Source organism: Actinoplanes oblitus (genome assembly GCF_030252345.1).
Taxonomy (GTDB): domain Bacteria; phylum Actinomycetota; class Actinomycetes; order Mycobacteriales; family Micromonosporaceae; genus Actinoplanes; species Actinoplanes oblitus.
Window position 1 is genome coordinate 3,655,104 of sequence record NZ_CP126980.1, and the last position, 19,494, is coordinate 3,674,597.

The 19,494-nt window shown below is 71.0% G+C and carries 18 protein-coding genes; 9 read left to right on the plus strand and 9 right to left on the minus strand.

Going from position 1 to position 19,494, the window contains the following annotated elements:
• Nucleotides 1-6: 6 nt before the first annotated feature.
• The 5 genes from Actob_RS16345 to Actob_RS16365 all read left to right on the plus strand — a co-directional run bounded on the left by Actob_RS16345 (nucleotide 7) and on the right by Actob_RS16365 (nucleotide 5,607).
• On the plus strand, nucleotides 7-1,314 hold the full coding sequence (locus tag Actob_RS16345) for an ABC transporter substrate-binding protein (protein ID WP_284921047.1): 1,308 nt from the start codon (nucleotides 7-9) through the stop codon (nucleotides 1,312-1,314).
• A gap of 3 nt (nucleotides 1,315-1,317) precedes the next feature.
• Nucleotides 1,318-2,244, plus strand: coding sequence for a carbohydrate ABC transporter permease (locus Actob_RS16350; RefSeq protein WP_284921048.1), 927 nt, complete (start codon nucleotides 1,318-1,320; stop codon nucleotides 2,242-2,244).
• On the plus strand, nucleotides 2,241-3,107 hold the full coding sequence (locus Actob_RS16355; RefSeq protein ID WP_284921049.1) for a carbohydrate ABC transporter permease: 867 nt from the start codon (nucleotides 2,241-2,243) through the stop codon (nucleotides 3,105-3,107). Before Actob_RS16350 ends, Actob_RS16355 begins: the two co-directional genes overlap by 4 nt.
• Nucleotides 3,104-4,360 (plus strand): family 4 glycosyl hydrolase, encoded by a 1,257-nt coding sequence (locus Actob_RS16360; RefSeq protein ID WP_284921050.1) that lies wholly within the window; start codon nucleotides 3,104-3,106, stop codon nucleotides 4,358-4,360. Before Actob_RS16355 ends, Actob_RS16360 begins: the two co-directional genes overlap by 4 nt.
• A 242-nt stretch (nucleotides 4,361-4,602) precedes the next feature.
• Nucleotides 4,603-5,607 (plus strand): N-acetylglucosamine kinase, encoded by a 1,005-nt coding sequence (locus Actob_RS16365; protein WP_284921051.1) that lies wholly within the window; start codon nucleotides 4,603-4,605, stop codon nucleotides 5,605-5,607.
• A gap of 296 nt (nucleotides 5,608-5,903) precedes the next feature.
• Here Actob_RS16365 and Actob_RS16370 read toward each other — a convergent pair whose 3' ends face one another.
• From Actob_RS16370 to Actob_RS16380, 3 genes are read right to left on the minus strand one after another with little or no spacing between them, the layout of a single operon-like run.
• The gene (locus Actob_RS16370; protein WP_284921052.1) at nucleotides 5,904-6,545 is read right to left on the minus strand and encodes a 3-oxoacid CoA-transferase subunit B; all 642 of its coding nucleotides are present in this window, start codon (nucleotides 6,543-6,545) and stop codon (nucleotides 5,904-5,906) included.
• Nucleotides 6,542-7,201 carry a 3-oxoacid CoA-transferase subunit A gene (locus Actob_RS16375; RefSeq protein WP_284921053.1) on the minus strand — a complete coding sequence of 220 codons (660 nt, stop codon included), beginning with the start codon at nucleotides 7,199-7,201 and terminating at the stop codon, nucleotides 6,542-6,544. The genes Actob_RS16370 and Actob_RS16375 overlap by 4 nt, the downstream gene beginning before the upstream one ends.
• Entirely contained in the window at nucleotides 7,198-8,373 is a 1,176-nt protein-coding gene (locus tag Actob_RS16380) for a thiolase family protein (protein WP_284921054.1), read from the minus strand. Before Actob_RS16380 ends, Actob_RS16375 begins: the two co-directional genes overlap by 4 nt.
• A gap of 70 nt (nucleotides 8,374-8,443) precedes the next feature.
• Here Actob_RS16380 and Actob_RS16385 point away from each other — a divergent pair, with 70 nt between their 5' ends.
• Nucleotides 8,444-9,340: a LysR substrate-binding domain-containing protein gene (locus Actob_RS16385; protein WP_284921055.1), complete on the plus strand. Its 897-nt coding sequence runs from the start codon at nucleotides 8,444-8,446 to the stop codon at nucleotides 9,338-9,340.
• Nucleotides 9,341-9,855: 515 nt separating this feature from the next.
• Here the strand turns inward: Actob_RS16385 and Actob_RS16390 are convergent.
• From Actob_RS16390 to Actob_RS16400, 3 genes are read right to left on the minus strand one after another with little or no spacing between them, the layout of a single operon-like run.
• Nucleotides 9,856-10,686: an NAD-dependent epimerase/dehydratase family protein gene (locus Actob_RS16390; RefSeq protein ID WP_284921056.1), complete on the minus strand. Its 831-nt coding sequence runs from the start codon at nucleotides 10,684-10,686 to the stop codon at nucleotides 9,856-9,858.
• A 39-nt stretch (nucleotides 10,687-10,725) separates the two neighbouring features.
• Nucleotides 10,726-11,568, minus strand: a complete 843-nt coding sequence (locus tag Actob_RS16395; RefSeq protein WP_284921057.1) for an SDR family NAD(P)-dependent oxidoreductase — start codon at nucleotides 11,566-11,568, stop codon at nucleotides 10,726-10,728.
• Nucleotides 11,565-13,052: a flavin-containing monooxygenase gene (locus tag Actob_RS16400; protein ID WP_284921058.1), complete on the minus strand. Its 1,488-nt coding sequence runs from the start codon at nucleotides 13,050-13,052 to the stop codon at nucleotides 11,565-11,567. The genes Actob_RS16395 and Actob_RS16400 overlap by 4 nt, the downstream gene beginning before the upstream one ends.
• Before the next feature lie 64 nt (nucleotides 13,053-13,116).
• On the opposite strand from Actob_RS16400, the gene Actob_RS16405 reads away from it, so the two are divergent.
• Nucleotides 13,117-14,325, plus strand: coding sequence for a PucR family transcriptional regulator (locus Actob_RS16405; RefSeq protein ID WP_284921059.1), 1,209 nt, complete (start codon nucleotides 13,117-13,119; stop codon nucleotides 14,323-14,325).
• Between the two features lie 353 nt (nucleotides 14,326-14,678).
• Here Actob_RS16405 and infA read toward each other — a convergent pair whose 3' ends face one another.
• From infA to Actob_RS16420, 3 genes are all read right to left on the minus strand, one after another.
• Complete coding sequence (infA, locus tag Actob_RS16410; protein ID WP_185042009.1) at nucleotides 14,679-14,903, minus strand: translation initiation factor IF-1; 225 nt, start codon at nucleotides 14,901-14,903, stop codon at nucleotides 14,679-14,681.
• A complete protein-coding gene (locus Actob_RS16415) occupies nucleotides 14,900-15,670 on the minus strand; it encodes a GNAT family N-acetyltransferase (RefSeq protein ID WP_284921060.1) in 771 nt (256 codons plus the stop codon). The genes infA and Actob_RS16415 overlap by 4 nt, the downstream gene beginning before the upstream one ends.
• A gap of 294 nt (nucleotides 15,671-15,964) precedes the next feature.
• Nucleotides 15,965-17,512, minus strand: a complete 1,548-nt coding sequence (locus Actob_RS16420) for a GGDEF domain-containing protein (RefSeq protein WP_284921061.1) — start codon at nucleotides 17,510-17,512, stop codon at nucleotides 15,965-15,967.
• Between the two features lie 111 nt (nucleotides 17,513-17,623).
• Here Actob_RS16420 and Actob_RS16425 point away from each other — a divergent pair, with 111 nt between their 5' ends.
• Together Actob_RS16425 and Actob_RS16430 are read left to right on the plus strand one after the other, a co-directional pair.
• Nucleotides 17,624-18,868 (plus strand): MFS transporter, encoded by a 1,245-nt coding sequence (locus Actob_RS16425; protein ID WP_284921062.1) that lies wholly within the window; start codon nucleotides 17,624-17,626, stop codon nucleotides 18,866-18,868.
• Between the two features lie 19 nt (nucleotides 18,869-18,887).
• Complete coding sequence (locus tag Actob_RS16430; RefSeq protein ID WP_284921063.1) at nucleotides 18,888-19,421, plus strand: GNAT family N-acetyltransferase; 534 nt, start codon at nucleotides 18,888-18,890, stop codon at nucleotides 19,419-19,421.
• Nucleotides 19,422-19,494: the final 73 nt, after the last annotated feature.

Below are 19,494 nucleotides of genomic sequence, written 5' to 3' on the forward strand. Positions count from 1 at the left end.
CACGAAGTGCATAGAAGGACCCTCCTTGCCCTGACCTCCGTCGCTCTGCTGACCGCCGCCTGCACACCGGCCCCGAAGGAGAACAAGATCGCCGACCCGGGGACGCAGGTCTCCGGGACCGTCGAGCTGTGGCACTTCTTCACCGAGCGCGAGGCGGCCGCCATCGATCAGGTGGTCGGCGACTTCCAGAACAGCCACCCGAACATCAAGGTGACGGTCAAGTCCGGCCAGGACGACTCCAAGGTCACCCAGGCGATCGGCGCCGGCAACGGGCCGGACGTCGGCCTCTCCTACTCCACCGACATCGTCGGCAAGTTCTGCTCCTCCGGCGCCTGGGTCGACCTCAAGCCCTACCTCGACCGGGACCGGGTGGACCTGGGCAAGCTCAATGCGACGACCAGGTCGTACACCGAATTCGACGGCAAGCGGTGCGCCATGCCGTTCCTCGCCGACGCGTACGGGATGTACTACAACAAGGACCTGTTCGCCAAGGCGGGGCTCGCCGGTCCGCCGAGGACACTCGACGAGCTCACCGCGTACGCCAAGAAATTGACCGTGAAAAATGCGGACGGGTCGCTCAAGACGGTCGGGTTCCTGCCGTTGTTCGACTTCTACGAGAACGCCGCGGCGCATCTCGCCCCGGCCACCGGCGCCAAGTGGCTCACCGAGGACGGCAAGAGCGCGGTCGGCACCGATCCGCAGTGGAAGACCCTGCTCAGCTGGCAGAAAGACCTGGTCGACTGGTATGGCTACGACAATCTGACCAAGTTCAAGGCCGGCCTCGGCGACGAGTTCAGCGCCGACAACGCCTTCCAGAAGGGCCGCGTCGCGATGAACGTCGACGCCGAGTACCGCCTCGCCTTCCTCAAAGATCAAAGTCCGAATCTGAGGTACGGCGTAGCGCCGCTCCCGACCACCGACCCGGCCCGCTACGGCGGCGGCTACGTGACCGGCAACATCGTGGGCATCTCCAAGAACGCCAAGAATCCGGAGGCGGCCTGGGAGCTGATCAAGTACCTGACCACCGACGACACCGCCGTCACCAAGCTCGCCGGCCTGCTCAAGAACGTGCCCACCACGACCCGGGCGATCGCCGACCCGGCACTCAACGCCGACCCGGACTTCAAGGCGTTCATCGACATCTTCACCAACCCGAACTCGCTGACGTCGCCCCCGTCCGCGTCCGGCCCGGCCTACCAGGAGACCTTCCAGCAGTTCCTGATCAGCTACCAGTCGGGCAAGGTGACCGATCTGAATCAGGGTCTCGCCACCGCCGACCAGCAGATCAACAGCGTCATGTCGCTGGGCGGCTGACCCGTGGACACCGTCCGCCTCCGCCGCGGCCTGACCACCCTCTCCTTCCTGGCGCCCGCGCTGATCGGCATCGGGGTGTTCTTCCTCTACCCGCTGCTCTCCGCCGTTTATTTCTCGTTCACCAAGTTCGATCTGCTCACCGTGCCGCAATGGGTGGGCCTCGACAATTATCGGCGGATGGCGGACGACCCGTTCCTGCTCCAGGCGGTGCGCAACACGCTCTGGATGGTGGTGGTCTTCGTCCCGGTCCGGATCCTCGGCGCGATCGGACTCGCCATGCTTCTCGTGCGATTCAAGAGAGGAGCAGGCGTCTTCCGTACGATCTACTACCTGCCCGCCCTCGTCCCGCCGGTCGCCGCCACCATCGCGTTCGTCTACCTGCTCAAGCCGGGCACCGGCCCGGTCGACCACGTCCTCGAGAAGCTCGGCATCGACGGCCCGCTCTGGTTCAACTCGCCGGCCTGGGCCAAACCGTCGCTGGTCCTGCTCGGTCTCTGGGCCGTCGGCGACCTGATGATCATCTTCCTGGCGGCGGTGCTCGGCGTCCCGGAGAGCCTCTACGAGGCCGCGTCGCTCGACGGCGCGAACGCCTGGCACCGATTCCGGTCGATCACGCTGCCGTCGATCCGTCCGGTGATCCTGTTCGCCGCGGTCACCGGCGTGATCTACACGCTGCAGTACTTCGACCAGGCGGCGGTGGCCGGCTCGATCGCCAGCGGGCAGGCCACCGTCGGCGCCGGCATCTCCCAGTCCTTCGGCTACCCGGAGGGGTCCACCTTCACCTACCCGCTCTGGCTCTACACCGTGGGCTTCCGGTACAGCGCCCTCGGTTACGCGAACGCCCTGGCCATCGCCCTCTTCGTGGTCGCCCTCGCGGTCACCGTCATCCTGCTGCGCCGCGCCAAGGCCTTCTCCGGGGAGGAATCGTGACCCTCGCTCTGGACCGGCCGGTCACCGCCACCGTCGAGCGTCGCCGGATCCGGCTTGCCTGGATCGCCCGGCACAGCATCGCCATCGCCTTGGCGATCATGTTCGTCACCCCCGTCGCCTATCTGGTGCTGCTCTCGCTGATGACCAGTGATCAGGCGCTGACCAGCGATTACTGGCCGAACACCTGGCATCCGGAGAACTACCTCAAGGTCTTCGAGACCACCCCGCTGCCGCACTACCTGCTCAACACCGTCCTCTATGCCGGCACCGCCACCGTGCTCACCCTGGCGTCCAGCGTCCCGGCCGCGTACGCCCTGGCCAAGCTCAAGTTCCGGGGCCGCAACGCGCTGTTCCTCGTGGTGATCTGCGTGATGATGCTGCCGCCGCAGGTCGTCACCGTCCCGCTCTACCTGATGTGGGCCCGCTACGGGCTGACCGGCTCCCTGGCGCCACTGATCATCCCGGCCCTGTTCGGCGACGCGTTCTGCATCTTCCTGCTGCGCCAGTTCCTGCTCACCATCCCGGGCGAATACCTGGACGCGGCCCGGGTCGACGGCTGCGGCGAGTGGCGCACCCTGCTGCGCGTCGTGCTGCCGATGGCGCGCCCCGGCATCGCCGCCGCCGGACTCTTCCAATTCTTCTACTGCTGGAACGACTACTACGGTCCGCTGCTCTACACCAGCGAGAACGAGAACTCCTGGACGCTGTCGCTGGGCCTGGCCTCGTTCCGCACCGTCCACCACGTCGACTGGAACCTGGTCACCGCGGCCACCGTGCTCGCCATGGCGCCACTGATCGTCATCTTCTTCTTCGCTCAGCGCGCGTTCGTGCAGGGCATCACACTCACGGGGTTCAAGGGATGAGAATCGCTGTCATCGGCGGTGGATCGACGTACACGCCGGAGCTGGTGGACGGGTTCGCCCGGCTCGGGACGACGGTCTCCGAACTGGTGCTGATCGACCCGGCCGCCGAGCGGCTCGACGTGGTCGGCGCGTTCGCGGCGCGCATCTTCGCCGCCTACGGGCACCAGGGCAAGGTCACCTGGACGACCGACCTGGACGCCGGGGTGACCGACGCGGACGCCGCGGTGATCCAGCTGCGGGTCGGCGGGCAGCGGGCCCGGATCAGCGACGAGACGTTTCCGCTGGCCTGTGGCTGTGTCGGGCAGGAGACGACCGGGGCCGGCGGGCTGGCCAAGGCGTTGCGCACGGTGCCGGTGGTCCTCGACGTCGCCGCGCGGATCCGGGAGCGGGCCAAGCCGGGGGCGTGGATCGTCGACTTCACCAATCCGGTGGGGATCGTGACCCGGGCGCTGCTGGACGCGGGGCATCGGGCGGTGGGGTTGTGCAACGTGGCGATCGGGTTCCAGCGCCGGTTCGCCGGCTATCTGGGAGTGGACCCGGGTGCGGTGGTGCTCGACCATGTCGGGCTCAACCATCTGACGTGGGAGCGGGCGGCCTTCGTCGACGGTGTCGATCAGCTGCCGCGGCTCATCGATCAGCATGTCGCCGAGATAGCGGGCGAGGTGGACGTGCCGGCCGAGATCATCAGGATGCTCGGGGCGGTGCCGTCCTATTACCTGTCCTACTTCTATCGGCACGACAAGCACGTACAGGAAAGCCTCGGGCAGCGGACCCGCGGTCAGCGGGTCGCCGAGATCGAAGCGCTCCTGCTCGACATGTATCGGGACGTCTCGCTGACCTCGAAGCCGGCGCTGCTCGGCGAACGCGGCGGCGCCTACTACTCGGAGGCCGCTGTCGGGCTGCTCGCCTCGCTGTTCGGGCTGGACGAGACGTCGGTGCACTCGGTGAACGTCCGCAACAACGGCGTGCTGCCCTTCCTGCCCGCCGAGGCGGTCATCGAAGTCTCCGCCCGGGCGGGCGGCCACGGCCCGGATCCGCTGCCGGTCGCGGCGGTCCCGCCCGACCTGGCCGGTCTCATCTCCCATGTGTACGGGTACGAGGAACTCGCCCTGGACGCCGCCCTGCGCGGTGGTCGTGATCGCGTCTACCGTGCCCTGCTGGCGCACCCGCTGATCGGCCAGCACGACGCCGCCGACGCCCTCGCCGACAAGTTGATCGCGGCGGGGCGCAGCCACCTCGCGTGGGCCCGATGAGCACCCCATCGGGGGAGTCCGACGGCGGCACTGGGGTGCGGCCGGGCGCCGTCGGCTCTGTGGTGCGGGCGGCCCGCGGTGAGCCCGTGCCGGGGCTGGCCGGTCGTGGAGCCGCATCGGGGGCGGGCGGCGGCGCTGCGTCGGCAGCAGGCGGCGGATCTATGTTGCCCGCGGGCGTCGGCGCTGAGTTGCCCGCGGGCGTCGGCGCTGAGTTGCCCGCGGGCGTCGGCGCTGAGTTGCCGGTGGGGCGCGGCTCCCTGTTCCTGGCGGTCGACGGCGGGAACTCGAAGACGGACGTGCTGCTCGGGGACGCGTCCGGCCGGGTGCTGGCCATGGTGCGAGGCGGCACCTCCTCGCCGCACAATCTCGGCCTGCCCGGCACGATCGAGGTGCTCGGCAAGCTGATCGCCGCGGCGCACGCCCGGGCCGGTCTGCTCCCGGACACACCCATCGCGGTGATCGCGGTCTACCTGGCCGGCGCCGACCTGCCGATCGAGGTGAGCCGGCTGCGTGAGGCGATCGCCGCCCAGGGCTGGGCCCGGCACACGCTGGTGGACAACGACTGCTTCGCGCTGCTCCGGGCGGGCACCTCGATGCCGGACGCGATCGCCGTGGTCTGCGGCGCCGGCAACAACTGCGTCGGCCGGGCCGCGGACGGCCGCACCGCCCGCTTCGTCGCCCTCGGCCCGATCTCCGGCGACTGGGGCGGCGGGCACGACCTGGCCGACCACACGCTGCGCGCCGCCGCCCGCGGCGAGGACGGCCGGGGCCGTCCGACGGCGCTGTCCGCCGCGGTCGCCGACCACTTCGGGCTGCCCACCGTGGAGGCGGTGAGCATCGCCTTGCACCTCGGCGATCTCCCGATGACCCGGATCCCGGAGCTGTCGCCGTTGTTGTTCGAGGTGGCCGCGACAGGTGACGACGTGGCGTCCGCCCTGATCACCCGTCAGGCCGGCGAGATCCTGGCCCAGCACCGGGTCGCCGCCACCCGCCTCGATCTCCTCGATCGTCCGCACGCGCTGGTCCTGGGCGGCGCCGTCCTCCAGGCCTGTCACCCTCAACTCCACCACCAGGTCGTCGCCGGCGCCCGAACCCAAGCCCCCCAAGTCGACATCACCGTCCTGTCCACCCCACCGGTAGCCGGCGCCGCCCTGCTGGCCCTGGACACCCTCAACGCCCCACCCGCCGCCGAACAAACTCTCCGAACCGCCGTAGCCCAGTACCCGCCGTCCCCGTTCCCCGCCTGATCCGGCCTCGCAGCCCCACCCACGTCCCGCCGCGCGCCGTCGTCGCCATGCCGGTCCTGCTGGTGGCCGGCCTCTGGCCGTTCACCAACCCGCCGCTGGCGCCCGCCGAGGCGGTCACGGACCCAGGCAGGCTCCCGCTCGTGCCGATTTCCGGCCAGGCTCGGCGCGCACTGCGAATCACGCGGGCCGGCCCTGTCGGAATAGAACCGCCAGCAGTCGGATGCGCCCGTTGCGGATCCCACTGGCTCGGTCTGTCGCGGCCGGGCCGCCGGCCGTGAGGTGGTGCCCGTTGCCGATCAGGCCGGCTGGGCCTGGCGCAACGGCACCGCCAGCCGGGAGCTGAGCTCCTCGATCGAGATCCCGAACGTCTCCCGCACCACCACCCCGTCCTCGGTGATCAGAAAGGTCGCCAGGTCGGTGTAGACCCGGCTGATGCACCGCAGGCCGGTCAGCGGATAGGTGCACTCCGGCACCAGTTTCGGCGTCCCGTCCTTGGTGAACAGCGTCATCATCACGTAGACGCTCTTCGCCCCGACCGCGAGATCCATCGCCCCGCCGACCGCCGGGATCGCGTCCGGCTCCCCGGTGTGCCAGTTCGCCAGGTCGCCGGCCGCCGACACCTGGAACGCGCCGAGCACGCACACGTCGAGGTGCCCGCCGCGCATCATCGCGAACGAGTCGGCGTGGTGGAAATACGCCGACCCGGGCAGCTCGGTCACCGGAACCTTCCCGGCGTTGGTCAGGTCGGGGTCGATCTGGTCACCGACTGCGGCCGGACCCATGTTGAGCATGCCGTTCTCGGTGTGCAGGACGATGCCCGCGTCGGCCGGCAGGTGGTCGGCGACCAGAGTCGGCTGCCCGATCCCCAGGTTCACGAACGAGCCGGGCTCGATGTCGCGGGCCACCAGCGCCGCCATCTCATGCTTGTCCAGGCTCATGCCGCCACCACCCGGTCGACGTAGATGCTCGGGGTCACGATCACTTCCGGGTCGAGCGTGCCGGTTTCGACGACCTCGTGGACCTGGGCGATCACCAGCGATCCGGCGGTCGCCATCACCGGGCCGAAGTTGCGGGCGGTCTTGCGGTAGACCAGGTTGCCCATCCGGTCCGACCGGTACGCCCCGATCAGCGCGACGTCGCCCTTGATCGGGAACTCCAGGACGTAGGTGCGCCCGTCGATGACCCGGGTCTCCTTGCCCTCGGCGAGCGGCGTGCCCACCCCGGTCGGGCAGTAGAACGCGCCGATGCCGGCCCCGGCCGCGCGCATCCGCTCGGCCAGGTTGCCCTGCGGCACCACCTCGAGCTCGATCCGCCCGGCCCGGTAGAGACCGTCGAACACCCAGGAGTCCGTCTGCCGCGGGAACGAGCAGATCATTTTGCGTACCCGGCCCTTGGCCAGCAGGGCGGCGAGCCCGGTGTCGCCGTTGCCGGCGTTGTTCGACACCACGGTGAGGTCGGTGGCGCCCTGCTCGATCAGCGCGTCGATCAGGTCAACCGGCATCCCGGCCATCCCGAACCCGCCGATCAGCACGGTCGACCCGTCCCGGATCCCGGCGACCGCCTCGGCTGTGCTGTCACAGATCTTCGCGGTCATCCCACATTCTCCAGGACCACGGCCAGGGCCTGGCCGACGCCGATGCAGATCGCCGCGACGCCCCAGCGGCCGCCGGACTCCTTGAGGCGGGCGGCCAGCGTGCCCAGGATCCGCCCGCCGGACGCGCCGAGCGGGTGACCGATGGCGATCGCCCCGCCCTTGGCGTTGACCATCTCCGGGTCGATGTTCCACGCGTCGACACAGGCGAGCGACTGCACCGCGAACGCCTCGTTCAGCTCGACGGCGGTGACGTCGTCCCAGGTGATGCCGGCCCGGGTCAGGGCCCGCTCGGCGGCCTCGACCGGCGCGTACCCGAACAGTTGCGGCTCGATGGCGGAGACGCCGCGCCCGGCGATCCGGGCGATCGGGGCGGTGCCGATCCGCTCGGCGGCCGCCTCGCTGCCCAGCAGGATCGCGGAGGCACCGTCGTTGAGCGGCGACGCGTTGCCGGCCGTGATGGTGCCGCCGGCCCGGAACGATGGCTTGAGGCCAGCGAGTTTCGCCGCCGACGAACCCGGCCGGATGCCCTCGTCGCGGGACAGGTCGCCGACCGGGACCACCAGGTCCTGGTAGAAACCGTCATCCCAGGCCTGGGCGGCGAGGTTGTGTGAGCGCGCCGCGAACTCGTCCTGCCGCTCCCGGGAGATCGAGAACTTCTCGCCGAGCAGCTCGTTGCACTCGCCGAGCGAGATCGTCCACTCCGTCGGCATGTTCTCGTTGATGAGCCGCCAGCCCAGCGTCGTCGACACCGCCGTCACGTTGCCGGCCGGGAAGGCGCGCGACGGTTTCGGCAGCACCCACGGGGCGCGGGTCATCGACTCGACACCGCCGGCCACCACCACGTCGGCGTCACCGGACTCGATGGTCCGCGATCCGATGATCGCCGCGTCCAGCGACGAGCCGCACAACCGGTTGACCGTGGTGGCCGGCACCGACACCGGCAGGCCGGCGAGCAGCACAGCCATCCGGCCGACGTTGCGGTTGTCCTCACCCGCCTGGTTGGCACAACCCCACACCACGTCACCGATGGCGGCCGGATCCAGGCTTGGCGCTGTGGCCAGCACGCCGCGCAGCGCGGTCGCGGCCAGGTCGTCCGGGCGGACCTCGGCGAGGGCGCCGCCGAAACGGCCGAACGGGGTGCGGACCGCGGCGTAGAGGTAGGCGGAAGTCATGCGTCAAACCTAGGCCCGCCGCACCGATCAAGGCCAATACTGAATCGGACTCGATTGATAACCTCGATGCATGGAACTGCGGCACCTCCGGTCGTTCGCGGCGCTGGCCGAGGAGCGGCACTTCGGCCGCGCCGCCGAGCGCCTGCACATCGCCCAACCGGCCCTCTCCCAGCAGATCAAGCAGCTGGAGCGGGAGTTCGGCGTCGAGCTGGTCAGCCGCACCACCCGCCGGGTCGAGCTGACCGAGGCCGGCCAGCGCTTCGCCGAGCACGCGCGGGCGGTGCTCGGCTCGGTCGAGCGGGCCGCCACCGACATGTCGATGGTCGCCGCCGGCCAGGCCGGCCGGGTGTCGGTCGGCTTCATCGGCACCGCCACCTACGACCTGTTGCCGCAGGCCACCCGCGAGGTCCGCCGCCTGCTCCCGGACGTCCGCCTGGAGCTGCACGGCGAGCTGCTCAGCCCGGCGCTGCTCGACGGCCTGCTCGACGGCACCTATGACCTGGTCGTCCTGCGCCCGGACGGCCTGATCCGCACGGAGATCGACGTCCGGGTGCTGCGCTCGGAGCGCCTGATCGCCGTCCTGCCCGACTGGCACGACCTCGCCGACCGCGAGCGGATCGACCTGTCCGAGCTCGCCGCCGACCCGTTCGTCATGCACTTCTCCGGCCATCGCTCATCGGTGCACGAGCACGTCCTGGCCGCCTGCGCCGCCGCCGGTTTCCGACCGGCTTCGATCATGGAGGTGGGGGAGACCGCGACGCTCGTCGTCTTCGTCGCCGCCGGCCTCGGCGTCGCCCTGGTCCCGGAGGCGGTCCGTAGCCTCGACCTGGAGGGTGTCGCCTACGTGCTGCTCACCGACGCCCCCACCATCGACCTGGCGATCGCCACCCGGTCCGGCGAGAGCTCACCCGCGGTCCGCCAGGTCGCCGACATCGTGATCCGCAGCTCCGAGTCCGGCCGCGGCTGAACAGGATCGCCGGCACGCGCGAGGCGCGCCGCACCTTCCGCCAGGCGATTTCCGGTACGCCCGAAGTCCCCGCCCGGCCAGCCCGGTGGGGCCGGCCCCCGGGTCGTCGACGGGTTCGCCGGGCAGCCGGGCCGCTGATACCCGGCGAGAATGTGGTGCCATGAGTCTCACCTTCACGCATGAGACGTTCCCGCAGCGGGTGGTGTTCGGGTCGCCCGATCGTCGCGGTGCCGACCACTCATGCCGGGTCGGAGGCCACCCCGGTGTGGGCTTGACCGAGAGCGGTCGCAAGACCACCGGCACCGGCCCGCGGGTGTTGCTACGCACGGTGATCTACGATCCCGGCCTGACCCCGTCGCTGCCCGTCCGTCGAGCGGCTGAGGCAGCTGACCCAGGCGCTGGTGCGGGAGTTCCGTGCGCAGCCGCCCGGCACACCCGCCCCGGACGGCCGCGACCTCGGCGACCGTCCGTGGAGCAGGGTGCGCTTCGACATCGTGCTGGCGCCGGCGTCGTGATCAGCGCCAGGTGTGCTCCGGTTGGTAACCGAGCAGTCGGCGCGCCTTGTCGATGGAGAGCAGGGTCTCGTGCTCGCCCAGCTCCTTCGTCACTGGAACATCCGGATAGACCTCGGCCGCGAGACTCGCCGACGATCGGCTCATCACCGTGTCGGCGTTGGCGATGATGAAGATCTCCACGCCGGTCGCCGGATAGGCGAGGGCCTTGCGGACCGCCTGCGCGCCGTCACGGGCGTCGATGTAACCCCACAGGTTCCATTTCCGCAGGTGAGGGTCGTCGTCGAAGGACGGGAACTCCGCGTAGTCCGCCGGCTCCATGACGTTCGAGAAGCGCAGCCCGATCATCTTCAGGCTCGGATCCCACCGGCAGAACTGCGCGGCCATCTCCTCCTCGAGGTGCTTCACCAGGGCGTACCGGGACTCGGGACGCGCCGGGTACTCCTCGTCCAGCGGGATGTACGGCGGCGGCGTGTCGAACGGGATGCCGAGCAGCGTCTCGCTGGACGCCCAGACCACGTTGGTGATCCGGGCGGCCTTGGCGGCGGCGAAGACGTTGTACGTGGCGGTGATGTTGTTCTGGAACGTGGCGGCGTTCGCGGTCAGGCCGGGCGCCGGAATGGCCGCGAGGTGGACGACCGCGTCGATGTGGTCGTATCGGTCGTCGATCGCGGTGAGCGCCTCGATCGTCTGCCCGTAATCGGTGAGGTCGATCCGGATGTCCGGGCGCTGCGCCGCGGCATCCAGATTGATCACCTCGTTGCCGTGTTCCCGCAGATCGGCGACTACGGCACGGCCGAGTTTGCCGGTGCCTCCGGTGACGGCGATCCGCATGCTGAGGCCTTTCGTGAGGAGACGTGCCACTGGTGAAGATCAGGCCTTGCCGAACAGGCGGCGTTCCAGGCCGACGACGAACTTCGGGTAGTAGCGGGGCAGGAAGCGGACCAGGCGGTCGGCCATTTTCGCGTCGTTGCCGACGCGGATGCGCGGCGCGCCCTTCCGTACGCCGTCGGCGATGATCCGGGCGGCCTGCTCGGCGGGCATCTTGAGCAGTTTCTCGTTGTAGGTGCGCATCCGGGCTTGCTCCGCGGCGGAGACCTCGTAGCCCTCGGTCTGCGCCATGCGCAGCGTCGCCGAGGCGATGTCGGTCCTCACGCCGCCCGGGTGCACCACGGTGACCTTGACCGGATGACCGCCGTTGATCATCTCGGTGCGGAGCACCTCGGTGAACCCGCGCACCCCGAACTTGCTCGCGCAGTACGCGCCGAGCGTGGGCTGCGCCAGGAACCCGTTGAGGCTGGAGATGTTGACGACGTGACCGTCGCCGGAGGCGATCAGGTGCGGCAGGAACGCCTTGGTGCCGTGGATGACGCCGAACAGGTTGACCGCCAGGGTCTTGTCGATGGCGGCCCAGTCGCTGTCCAGGATGGTGCGGCCGCCACCGCTGATCCCGGCGTTGTTGTAGATCTGGTGGACCACGCCGTAGTGATCGGCGACGGTGCCCGCGTAAGCCTCCACGGCCGCCCGGTCGGTGACGTCCAGGTGCGCGGTGTGCACCTCGGCCCCGAGGGCCTTCACCTGCTCGGCGGTCTCGGCCAGCCCGGCGTCGCTGACGTCGCTGAGGGCCAGCCGGGCACCGCGGCGGGCGAGTTCCAGGGCGAGGGCGCGGCCGATGCCGGAACCGGCACCGGTGATCACGGCGACTTTGCCTTTCACAGCGAATCTCCCTGAGTGAGGACGGACACACGTTCGAAGTGGAGCTCACGGTCCGTGACGTCGTCGGCGCGCAGCAACTTCACGTCGGACTGGTAGTCCATCGAGGTCAGCCACGGCATCCGGGAGCCCTGCCGGGGCAGCTGGTCGACTACCCGCTGGATGTATCCGGCGCCGAAATCCAGGAACGGACGGGTCGGCATGTCCGGGTCGGCCACCTCGGGGCGGCAGATGTCGTACCCCTGGGCTTCCATGTGCTTCAGCAGCCGGCAGAAGTGCTCGCAGAGGAGGCCGATCTTCAATGTCCACGACGAGTTGGTGTACCCGATGGCGTAGGCGAAGTTCGGCACCCCGGACAACATCATCCCCTTGTAGGAGACGGTGTCGGGGAGCGCCACCGGCCGGTCGTCGACGGTGACCGGGACCCCGCCGAACGCCTGCACGTTCAGTCCGGTGGCGGTCACCACGATGTCCGCGTCCAGGTGCTTGCCCGACTCGAGGAGCACGCCGGTCGCGGTGAAACGGGCGATCCGGTCGGTGACCACCGACGCCTGCCCGCGGCGGATCGCCTTGAACAGGTCGCCGTCCGGGACCGCGCACAGCCGCTGGTCCCACGGGTCGTAAGGAGGGTTGAAATGCTCGTCCACCGGGAAACCGGCCGGCAACTGCCGGGTGTTTACCCAGCGGATCACCTTGCGGGCCGCCTTCGGATAACGCTGGCAGAAGGACCAGATCGCCTTCTGCTGCGCGATGTTCTTGCGACGGGTCCAGGCGTAACCGCGTTCCGGCCCGAGGTACCTCTTCAGCGCGTTGGCGATCGGGTCCTTCCGGCCCACCGGCATGATGTACGTCGGGGTCCGCTGCAGCATGGTGACGTGCGCGGCGTCGCCGGCCATCGCCGGGACGATGGTGACGGCGGTGGCGCCGCTGCCGATCACCACGACTCGCTTGCCGCGGTGATCGAGGTCCGCCGGCCAGTGCTGCGGGTGCACGACGAGCCCGCCGAATTCCTCGCGGCCGGCGAAATCCGGGGTGAAGCCCTCGTCGTACCGGTAATAGCCGCTGGCCGAGAAGATCCAGCCGCAGGTCAGCGTGATCCGCTCGCCGGTGTCGGCGCGTTCCACCTCGACGGTCCAGCGAGCCCGCTCGGTCGACCAGGAGACCGCCAGCACCCTGTGGTGGAAGCGGAGATGCGCGTCCAGGCCGTTCTCGGTGATCGTCTCGCGCAGGTAAGACAGGATTCGTGGCGCGTCGGCGATCGACTGCTCGTCTCGCCACGGCTTGAATTCGTAACCGAAAGTGTGCAGGTCGGAGTCCGAGCGGATGCCGGGATAGCGGAACAGGTCCCAGGTGCCGCCGGACGCTCCGCGTGCCTCCAGGATGGCGAAGGACTTGCCCGGCAGCTCGGTCTTCAGGTATCGCCCGGCGCCGATGCCGGAGATCCCGGCGCCGACGATCAGCACATCCAGGTGTTCAACGGTGGTCACGCAGTAAAGAATCGGTGTCCAGCCGGTGTTGCGCTAGCGCGAAACGCACCATCATCATCACGAGATGGTGCAGAGTGCCGCATGGCCCGAGATCTCGCCCCGCGTCGCGGAGCTGTTCCGGCGGGGTGCCGAGACCGCCCTGGAGCCGCCCGCCGACTGGATCGAGGGCCTGCACCGGGCGTCGCTCAGCGGCGAGCGGATGCGGCCGGTCGCCGAGGACCCGGTGCTGGTGGCCGCGGTGCGCCGGGCCAACGTGGCGAACCTGCGGCAGTGGATCGCGGCGAACGTCCGCAACCCGGGCGCCCGGGTGCCGGCCAATCTCGGGCCGGAGGTGCTCGACACCGCACGCGACCTGGTCCGCCGGGGGCTGGACCAGCGGGCGCTGGATTCGTACCGGACCGGGCAGAGCGTGGCTTGGCGGCAGTGGATGGAGATCTGCTTCACGCTGGACGCCGAACCGGACGACCTGCGGGCGCTGCTCGACATCTCCAGCCTGTCGATCTCGACGTTCATCGAGGACACCATCGCCGCGGTGTCCGCCCGGATGGAGGCCGAGCGGGCCGAGCTGACCCGGGGCGCGCACGCCGAGCGGCGGGCGGCGGTGACCCTGCTGCTGGAGGGCGCGCCGATCAGCCGGACCCGGGCCGAGGCGCAGCTGGGCTACCGGCTGACCGGGCCGCACACCGCGGCGATCGTCTGGACCACCGCGACGTCCGCCCCGGACCGGCTGGAGGCGGCGGCCGAGGCGCTGATGCGCAGCAGCGGCGCGGCGCACCGGCTGACGATCGTGGCCGGCGCTGGGGTGCTGTGGCTGTGGTTGCCGGTCGGCGCGGTGATCATCCCGGACGGGGAGGACCCGGAGGTGCGGGTCGCGATCGGCCGCCCCGGCGCGGACGTCGCCGGGTTCCGGCGCAGCCACCTCGACGCGGTGGCCACCCAGCGGATGCTGATGCGGCTCACCTCGCCGCAGCGGGTCGCCCGGTACACCGAGATCCAACTGGTCGCGCTGCTCACCGCCGAGCCGGCGCAGACCGACGAGTTCCTCGCCGACACGCTCGGCGACCTGCGCCACGCCGACGTGGAGACCCGCGAGACGGTCGCCACCTACCTGCGCGAGCAGTGCAGCATGAGCCGCACCGCGGAACGGCTCTTCACCCACCGCAACACGGTGCTGCGCCGCCTGGCCCGCGCCGACAAACTGCTCCCGCAGCCGCTCGCCGACAACGTGCTGGCGGTCGGCGCGGCCCTGGAGGTGCTCCGCTGGCGGGGGTGACGGAGCCGCGCGGGTGCCGCTCCGGAGGTGCCGCGCCCGACTGAGGGGGCGTTCGGTGCCGCGGCGGGTGCTGGGCGGCGAGTGCGGTGCGGCCGGTGCCGTACGGCGGGTGCTGAGCGGCGAGTGCGGTGCGGCGGGTGCTGGGCGGCGAGTGCGGTGCGGCGAGTGGTGGGCGACGGGTACGGTGCGGCGAGTGCCGTGCGGCCGGTGCCGCGCGGCGAGTGGTGGGCGGCCGGTGCCGTGCAGCGGGTGCAGGGCGGCGAGTGGTGGGCAGCGGGTGCTGGGCGGCGGGTGCGGTGCGGCGGGTGCCGGGTGGGCGCGGCTGACAATGGGCTGTCAGCCGCGCCGGCCGGTCAGTTGCGGTATCGGTAGAGGATCCGGCCCCTGGTCAGGTCATAGGGCGAGACCTCCACCAGGACCCGATCGAAAGGAAGGATCTTGATGTAGTTCTTCCGGATCTTGCCGCTGATGTGGGCCAGCACCTGGTGGCCGTTCGGCAGGTCGACGCGGAAGGTGGCGTTGCGCAGGCACTCGACCACCGTGCCCTCCAGCTGGATGCCGCCGTTCTCCCTGGTCATCGCAGCACCAGCTCGAGGTTGCTGCCCGCCCGCCGGGCGCCGGCTCCCTCCAGGAGCGCGATCGCCGGGTGGTTGGACTGGTGGACGTCCGCCGACGCGGTCGGGATCCCGCGCTGGTGGGCCGCGCCGAGCACCTCGGCCAGCAGCGCCCGGGCGATCCCCCGGCGGCGCCGGTCGGCCCGGACCGCGATCAAGCCGATCCGTGGCTGCCGGGGGAGCGGGGCCACCCGGGCCAGTCCCACGTATCCGCCGGATTCGACGGCCACGGTGAAGCGCGCCGGGTCCAGCAGGGGGCTGCCGTCCGGCCGGGACAGCACCTCGGCCGGCATGTTGTGCCAGCCGAGTGTGGCGTCGACTTCGGCGCGGACGGCCCGGTACAGATCACCGAGCGCGCCCTCGTCGGCCGCCCCGGCCGGCAGGACGGTCACCCCGGCGAGCTGAGCCGGGCCGAGCCCGGTGAGCTGCGGATCGGTGGGGATGACGTATTCCCATTCGCGGCGCCGGGGAGCGAAGCCCAGCCGCTCCCAGCCGGACAGCAGGTCGACGTCGGCCTCGTCCACGACGGTGTACAGAGGCCTCGGCAGCCGGGCGAGCATCGCCTCGGCCAGCCGGTCGAAGACGCTGCCCTGCCAGGTGTCCACGCTGAGGAACCGGCGGCCGTCCGGCCGGTGCGAGACCTCACCCCGGCCGACCACCCGATCGTCGTCCAGAGCGTGCCAGTGCCGCTCCGAGACCTGGGTGACCGCTGTCAGATATGCGGATTCCATGATGGTGTCGCCTTTCCGGAGAACCTGGATGAGGGGCTCCGAGGCGACACCTACGTCAGGTCGCCGAACCGTGACGACGAGGGGAGCACCCACATCGAAACATCGTTCACGGTGCTCACCTCCTCCAGTCGTGCCACGGCCGACGGCAGGCTATCCACCCACCGCACCGCCCGTCCAGCCATTTATCGGCGGCGGTTGGTCATCCGTCCCGGATGAGGTGTCGTGTCGCGGCGCGGCCGGCGACGTGCCGCCGTGGAACCGGCTGGGCTACGGCAACAACACGATCGAGATCCGCTACGTCGACGTGCGCTGACGACCCGGTCGCGGTATCGCGGCCGGGACCGCGCGGGCGGCGTTCTTGTGCCGGTACATGTCCATGTCGGCGGCGTGCAGCAGGGCGTCCGGGTCGAAGTCGGCGCCGGTGCCGGTGGCCACCCCCACGCTGGCGCTCAGCGGCAGCTCGGCCGTGCCGACCCCGACCGTGCCGGACAGCGCGTCCCGTACCTGGGCGGCGAGCGTGGCCGCCGCCGTCCCGGTCAGCCCGGTGGCGAGCACGGCGAACTCGTCGCCGCCCAGCCGGGCCGCCGTGTCGCCGTCCCCGATCCGGCCGCGCAGCCGGGCGGCCACCTCGACCAGCAGGCGGTCGCCGGCGGCGTGCCCGAAGGTGTCGTTGACCGGCTTGAACCGGTCCAGGTCGATCAGCAGCACGGTGGTCGGCCGGCCCGAGTAGAGGCTGTCGGTCAGGGCCCGCAGGAAGCCGGTCCGGTTGACCAGGCCGGTCAGCCCGTCGTGGAAGGCCAGGTCGGTCAGCCGGGCGGTCAGCTCGTCGCGTTCGCGCAGCAGCTGGTTGATGTGCCCGAAGGCGAGCAGCTGCCGGCAGACGATGAGCACCGTGGTGAGCGCGGTACCGACCAGCACCGCCCAGCTGCGCCAGGTCAGACCCTGCCCGACGAGGATCACGCCGGACAGGGCCCAGGTGGCGGCCATCGCGGCGTACGGAAGACGGCTGAACGGATGTTCGGGCCGAGCCTCGGAGGCGGCGCCGGGTGTGGTCGCGGCCCGGTCCTGCAGGCGGGCGCCGATCGCGGCCAGCCCGCAGCCGATCACGCTGGCGCCGTACAGGGCGAAGTCCGGCCGGCCGGCCGGCAGGTAGAGCGTCTCCGGGACGGCCTGGGTGACCGCCTGGATGACGGCGGCGACCCCGAGGAGCAGGCCGATCCGCCGGCTGAACGGGCTGGGCCCGCCGTACGCCAGCCGCACCACGCCGAAGATCAGCAGCAGGAAGAGGATCGGCTGGGCCAGGATGGTGAGCCCGAACCCCAGCAACCGGGCGGCGCCGGAGCCGGTCGGCGGCTGCACCACCAGCATGGCGAAGGTGGCCGCGCCGGCCACCACGGTCGCGGTGTCCAGCCGTAACCGGGCCCGGCCGTGCGAGGTGCGCTCGACCCGGTTCGGGTGGCGCAGCAGGCCGGCGCTGAGCAGCACGGCGCCGAGCACGATGGTGCCCAGCAGGAAACTGGACCCCATGTACGCGGCATGGTCGAGCGGGCCGGTGACGACCTGGACCACCTGCACCACGTTGCCCAGCGCGAGGACGGCGAAGGCGAGCGCGCCGTGCCGCCAGAACCGCCGGCCGGCCGGATTCGTCTCGCCGCGGCGGGACAGCCGGACGGCGATCGCCGCGAACGCGGCCTGGAAGAGCAGCAGCATCGCCCAGTAGAGCGGCAGCAGCACGCGTGCCGGTGCGCCGCTGAGCCCGAATCCCGGCACGGCGGCGACGGTCAGCACGACCAGCAGCAGCAACACCGGATCCGGGCGGAGGGTCCGCGCGCCGATCGCCATGCCACCTCCCCAGATCCAGCCCCTCCCATCGGCCGGCCCGGGCGCGCCCTGAGCTTTCCGTCGCGGGCAGCGCTATGTACGAGCGTACGCATGTTATGTACGCTCGTACACATGCGCGAACACGCCACCGGCTCACCCCTCCCGGCCGCGGTACGAGCCGCGACCACTGCCACCTACGCCGCGTTCATCGGCTCGGGCTTCGCGTTCGCCAGCTGGGCCTCGCGCATCCCGCAGGTCCGCGACCAGCTCGGCCTGGACGCGGCGGCGCTCGGCCTGGTGCTGCTCGCGATAGCGGCCGGCTCGCTGCTGGCCCTGCCGCTGGCCGGCCCGGTGGTGACCCGGATCGGCTCGTCGCGCACGGTGATGTCGATGGCGGTGCTGCTCGGCGTCGGCCTGACCACCGCGGCGCTCGGCTCGCTCGCCGGGGTGCTGCCGGTGGTGATCGGGCTGTTCCTGCTCGGATTCGCCAACGGCGCCTGGGACGTGGCGATGAACGTGCAGGGCACCGTCGTCGAACGCCGCCTCGGCAAGTCGATCATGTCGCGGTTCCACGCCGGGTTCAGCCTCGGCACGGTCGCCGGCGCGCTGGTCGGCGCCGGCATGGTCGCCGCACACGTGTCGGTGGCCGCCCACCTGATCGGGGTGGCGCTGCTGGTGGTGGCCGGGGTGACCGGGCAGGCGCGGCGCTTCGTCGCGGACCGGGACCCGGCCGGCCCGGCCGTCGAGGGGGAGCCGCGGCGGACCGGCGCGCTGACCGCGTGGCGGGAGCCGCGCACCCTGCTGATCGGGCTGTTCGTGCTGGCGTTCGCGTTCACCGAGGGCGTCGGCAACGACTGGATCAGCGTGGCCGCCATCGACGGGTACCACGTCTCGCCGGCGCTCGGCACCCTCGCCTTCGCCGGCTTCCTGACCGCGATGACCGTCGGCCGCTGGTTCGGCCCCGGGCTGCTGGACCGCTACGGGCGTACCCCGGTGGTCCGGGTGCTGGCGCTGATCGGCATCGCCGGGGTGGCGCTGTTCGTGTTCGGCCCCGCGCCGGCCTACGCCTACCTCGGCACGCTGCTCTGGGGCCTGGGCGCCTCGCTCGGCTTCCCGGTCGGGATGAGCGCCGGCGGCGACGATCCGCGGATGGCCGCCGCCCGGGTGAGCGTGATCGCCTCGATCGGTTACTGCGCCTTCCTCGGCGGGCCGCCGACGGTCGGTTTCCTGGGTGACCGGGTCGGCGTGCTGCGTGCCCTGATCGTGGTGGCCGCGCTGCTCACCGTCGCTGTGCTGATCGCCACAGGCGTCCGTCCGCTGCCCGGGACCGGTCTGGTGCAGGATGACACGGTGACGAAGGCCGATCGAGGCGCTTGAGGTCGTACCGAAAATGACTGTGATTCTGCGAACGGACCGCTTGATCCTGCGCGGCTGGCGTGCCGACGATCTCGACCCGATGGCCGAGATCAATGGCGATCCGGAGGTGATGCGCTACATCGCGGACGGTTCGGTGCGCGATCGCGCCACCACCGCGGAGAACCTGGCGAAATGGTCCAGGAGCTGGGCGGAGCACGGTTTCGGCCTGTTCGCCGTGGAGCTCGCCGCCACCGGTGAGCTCGCCGGATTTGCCGGGATGGCGATTCCGGAGTTCCTGCCCGAGGTGCTGCCGGCCGTGGAGATCGGCTGGCGGCTGGGCCGCCGTTTCTGGGGGCACGGATTCGCTACCGAGGCCGCCACCGCGGCCCTCGACTTCGCCTTCCGCGAGTGCGAGCTCGACCGCCTGATCAGCATCCGGCATCTCGACAACCTGCGGTCCGCGCGGGTGATGGAAAAGCTCGGTCTGGCGTACGCGTTCAGCACCGTGGTCCCCGCCGTCCAGCAACCCGTCGCCGTCCACGCGCGCCGCCGGGAGCAGCACCGCCTCGCCTGAGAAATCCCGCCGCCCGGGTGCATCCACGGGGGTCGCGCGGAGCGAATCACCCGGGAGAACCTGTGCGCGGAAG

Bases quoted from the DNA above. Each gene is read 5' to 3' on its own strand.
- Actob_RS16420 (WP_284921061.1), bottom strand. From the start codon at position 17,512: ATGGCGATCGGCGCGCGGACCCTCCGCCCGGATCCGGTGTTGCTGCTG.
- Actob_RS16405 (WP_284921059.1), top strand. From the start codon at position 13,117: ATGGTGCAGAGTGCCGCATGGCCCGAGATCTCGCCCCGCGTCGCGGAG.
- Actob_RS16375 (WP_284921053.1), bottom strand. From the start codon at position 7,201: ATGACCGCGAAGATCTGTGACAGCACAGCCGAGGCGGTCGCCGGGATC.
- Actob_RS16425 (WP_284921062.1), top strand. From the start codon at position 17,624: ATGCGCGAACACGCCACCGGCTCACCCCTCCCGGCCGCGGTACGAGCC.
- Actob_RS16390 (WP_284921056.1), bottom strand. From the start codon at position 10,686: ATGCGGATCGCCGTCACCGGAGGCACCGGCAAACTCGGCCGTGCCGTA.
- Actob_RS16370 (WP_284921052.1), bottom strand. From the start codon at position 6,545: ATGAGCCTGGACAAGCATGAGATGGCGGCGCTGGTGGCCCGCGACATC.
- infA (WP_185042009.1), bottom strand. From the start codon at position 14,903: ATGACCAGGGAGAACGGCGGCATCCAGCTGGAGGGCACGGTGGTCGAG.
- Actob_RS16380 (WP_284921054.1), bottom strand. From the start codon at position 8,373: ATGACTTCCGCCTACCTCTACGCCGCGGTCCGCACCCCGTTCGGCCGT.
- Actob_RS16415 (WP_284921060.1), bottom strand. From the start codon at position 15,670: ATGGAATCCGCATATCTGACAGCGGTCACCCAGGTCTCGGAGCGGCAC.
- Actob_RS16360 (WP_284921050.1), top strand. From the start codon at position 3,104: ATGAGAATCGCTGTCATCGGCGGTGGATCGACGTACACGCCGGAGCTG.
- Actob_RS16385 (WP_284921055.1), top strand. From the start codon at position 8,444: ATGGAACTGCGGCACCTCCGGTCGTTCGCGGCGCTGGCCGAGGAGCGG.